This window comes from Okeania sp. SIO2B3, from assembly GCF_010672525.1.
Classification (GTDB): domain Bacteria; phylum Cyanobacteriota; class Cyanobacteriia; order Cyanobacteriales; family Microcoleaceae; genus Okeania.
Genome location: NZ_JAAHGH010000214.1, coordinates 1 through 3336 on the forward strand (window position 1 = coordinate 1; position 3336 = coordinate 3336).

Genomic DNA, 3336 nt, shown 5'->3' on the forward strand with positions numbered 1-3336 from the left:
TAGATTTTAGATAGGTTTTTTTGTGGCGAGGGCTCTGATGTAAATGGTAGATTAATGATTTTTTTAACTATAGCGCCTGGGTTATTAGATTTTAGATAGGTTTTTTTGTGGCGAGGGCTCTGATGTAAATGGTAGATTAATGATTTTTTTAACTATAGCGCCTGGGTTATTAGATTTTAGATAGGTTTTTTTGTGGCGAGGGCTCTGATGTATAGCAATGTGCGCTGGCATATTTACAAATTGCAGGAGGTGTCCAATAGCTAAAAGCCTTATATTATCAGCAATTTATTCCCCCTTCCGGAGCTGTTGCCTTCCGGAGCTGTTGCCTGCGCACAGCGCTATAAATGGTAGATTAATGATTTTTTTAACTATAGCGCCTTAGTTATGAGATTAAAGTATCATAAACTTTTGCGATCTTAGCAATATGAAAGTAGCCAGGAGTCAAAATTAATTAATGCTGTAGTTGATAAATTTCCACTAATCAAATATCAATCAATATTAGATTTACTGGAAAAATTTAAACAATATATTCATTTATTTCTACATACATAATTCAATTATGACTCCTGACTCCTAAATTCTTTATTGATAAACTGGCAACAAATTTACATAAATTCTCGTGGGTCGGTAACATATCCAGTCAGTGCTGAAGCTGCTGCTGTGTAGGGAGAAGCTAAATAAACTTGTGCCTGTTTATTCCCCATTCGACCAGGGAAATTACGATTAGTTGTAGACACACAAATTTCTGGTTCATTTAATCGCCCAAATGTATCTTTTGGTCCGCCTAAACAAGCAGCACAAGACGGAGCAGCAGGTTCAATACAACCAGCATCTAAAAATATTTCTGAGAGGGTTTTTCCATCATGTTTTAAGCTAAATAAATCCTCATAAACTTTCTGAGTTGCTGGTACTAAATAGGTGGGAACTTTCACTTGATGACCTTTAATAAGTTTAGCTGCATGAAGAAAATCAGAAGTTTTTCCACCTGTACAAGAACCAATATAAACTCGGTCAATTTTAACATCCTGACAATTACGAGCAAGTTCTTTATTATCTGGAGAATGAGGTTTAGCTACGACTGGTTCTAATTTTGTCACATCGTAGGAGCGATAGTGCTCCGCACGGCTAGCGCCAACGCTATAAAATGTCGCATTTTCATCTGTATGAAATGACTCAAATGTTTTATCTGTTCGACCTTGTAAATATTTAAAAGTAGTCTCATCCGCAGCGATAACTCCATTTTTACCACCTGCTTCAATGACCATATTGCAAAGGGTCATTCGTTCTTCCATGGTCATCTGTTTCACTGTCTCTCCTGCAAATTCCATTGTTCTATAAGTAGCGCCGGAAACAGAAATATCTCCAATAATTTGCAAGATTAAATCTTTTGCTAATAAATAGTCCGGCATTTCCCCATTCAAGACAAACCGCATAGTTGCTGGAACTTTTACAAGTAGTTTGCCAGTTCCTAAAATAAAAGCAGCATCAGTATTGCCGATACCTGTGGCAAATTGTCCAAAAGCACCTGCATTACAAGTATGGGAGTCTGTACCAAATAAAACTTCCCCTGGACGGGTGTGCCCTTCTTGGGCTAGAGCAACGTGGCAAACTCCTTTGTAGTCTGGGTTGGCTTTGAAATTTGAGCGATCGGTAATGTCGTAAAAGTATTTGATGTTTTGTTCTTGGGCAAAGTCTCGCAGAATATCTACGTTACGGTTAGCTCGTTTGTCGGTGGTGAAAATATAGTGGTCTGGGATAAGAACGATTTTTTCCCGGTCCCAAACTTGGGCTTTTTCGCCAAATTCTTTTTTAAAGATGCCAATAGTACCAGGACCACACACATCATGGGTCATTAGAACATCTACGTTAATCCAAATATTTTCTCCTGGGGTAACGGTAGATTTTCCTGATGCTTTGGCCAGGATTTTTTCAACCATAGTCATTGCCATAAATGTTTCCTCTACTGGTGATGATTTAAGTAGTTTACAAGTGTATTTTAGACAACCTAATATTGTTTCGGGCAAGTCATTTCAGTTATCAGTTATCAGTTATCAGCACCTCATGGAATAGGGAGGCTACGAAAATACTGAAGTTTATTTTCTCTTGGTCGATGGTCGGACAGCGCAGGTTTCGGAGCCATCCCACCCTCCGGGAAGCTCCGAAGAGAGAACTCCGTTCCGCTGTCGCGTTTCGCGTCAGCGTTGCGTTACGCCAGTTTTGCGAAGCAAAAGCAAACGACCGTTTTATCCCCTTAAAAGGGGAGGCTATTTACCTTACTTTTTGGTCAAGGGTGAGGAGGTAATTCTGAGAGTGCCTCAAAATGTTAGAAACACTCTAGAAAGTAAGCAAAAAATCAAAAATTAAAAGTTACAACATTCTACTCTTGACTTCTGATTTTAAAATTGCTTTATTTTTGTGATTTTGAAAGCTAAAGGTGATACAAAAACAATAACAATCAAATAAGTTATTTTAGCGATCGCTTAATCATCAAAATATATTAAAGGGTAGTTTTTGGGAGTTAATATAATTATTTTCAAAACATATAGCAATTCCCAAAAAGCGTTTCTGTACAAAATTCCTTGGTTTTAGGGAGTAGTAATTCTGGTTCTGTAGGAATTGATAAATGAAGATCGACAAATGTACCTTATTACCTTGGGAAACGCTTCAATACTTTTGACTGAAATGAAGTGTGTCTTACATTCTGAGGAAACCTCAGAATTACACACTTGCTTTTAAATGCATGACTTTTAACTTCCCCGTAGTGCCACTAGAACGAGCAATATTTGAAAAAAATTTACGGGTAGATTTATTAATAATAAGCACCATTAAAAGGGCGTTGCTGAGTAGTAATGATTTTTAGATTAGACTTGTCGCTAAATAGAGGGAAAAAATCGCTCCAACCTAGACAGAGCAATAACTCCAAGGCTTTTTAACTGCCAATAGCTACAATCGTTATAGAACAAGGTTTTTGGGGATTTTTGAAGTTATAAAGCGACAAGTCTATTAAGTATCAACGCAAAATATAAGTTTTTCTATTTTAGTTGAATAAAAAGTCATGCGTAGGTACGAGTAACACCCAATAATTACATACTACTATGATTTTTTTGAGGATGCAAAGGGAAAATCCTTGCCGTTTTTTTGGTGCTTCACAAGATGATGTCTTGCATTTGTGAAGATAGTGTTGGCGGAGCAAGTGCGTTAGCTACATCGCTTCTGCATGAGTCAATGTATGGATGTGTTGATGGGGTGAAAATTTTTCGGTGTCGCTACTTCTTGTCACTTCTTTATTATTGAAGTGCTTCAGCGGATGATAGTTTTCTCTGCTTTGATTGTGTG

The 3336-nt window shown here is 37.5% G+C and carries 1 protein-coding gene; it reads right to left on the bottom strand.

Annotated elements, in window-relative coordinates; genetic code table 11:
- Positions 1-605: 605 nt before the first annotated feature.
- Positions 606-1949 (bottom strand): 3-isopropylmalate dehydratase large subunit, encoded by a 1344-nt coding sequence (locus tag F6K15_RS37635; protein ID WP_363269557.1) that lies wholly within the window; start codon positions 1947-1949, stop codon positions 606-608.
- Positions 1950-3336 lie beyond the last annotated feature (1387 nt).

Excerpts from the sequence above, each read along its gene's own strand:
- F6K15_RS37635 (WP_363269557.1), bottom strand. The coding sequence starts at position 1,949 with ATGGCAATGACTATGGTTGAAAAAATCCTGGCCAAAGCATCAGGAAAA.